At 59.7% G+C, this 628-nt stretch carries 1 pseudogene; it reads left to right on the forward strand.

The window, feature by feature from the left end:
• Window positions 1-628 (forward strand): annotated as a pseudogene (locus J5224_RS33785) (nitrogen fixation negative regulator NifL); the annotation flags it as partial.

Genomic DNA, 628 nt, shown 5'->3' on the forward strand with positions numbered 1-628 from the left:
TGAAAACGACCGCGTGATCATGGATAACCTGGCGTACAAAACCCTGTGTGCCGATTGCGGGGGACAGGAACTGCTGGCGGTGCTGGATTACCACAATAATAAAGCGGCGCTGCGTGACGGTGTGCCGCAACCGGTGTCGGTGCGTGGCATGACGCGCTGGCTCACTGTGGGTATCTGGGCGCTGCCGGGCGTTAATGAAGAAGCCAGCCGCTATTTCACCGATAGCGCATTGCCGCGCACGCTGATTGTGATCACCGATTGCACCGAACAGCAACAACAGCAGCAGCAAGGGCAACTCGACCGATTAAAGCAGCAGATTACCAGCGGCACGTTGCTGGCGGCGATCCGCGAATCGCTGGATGCGGCGTTGGTGCAGCTTAACTGTCCACTTAACATGCTGGCGGCGGCACGGCGTCTTAACGGTGAGGATCGCAGCAATGTGGCGCTGGAATCCGCCTGGCGTGAGGGCGAAGAGGCCGTGGCGCGCTTACAGGCTTGTCGTCCATCGTTGGCGTTTGAAGCGCCAGGTGAATGGCCGGTTAAAACCCTGCTGGACGATCTCTGCGCCCTCTACCACACCCGTTTTAACGGCTTGCACTGCGTGTTGGCGTCGCCACACCTGACCGGA

This window comes from Candidatus Symbiopectobacterium sp. NZEC135, from assembly GCF_025962695.1.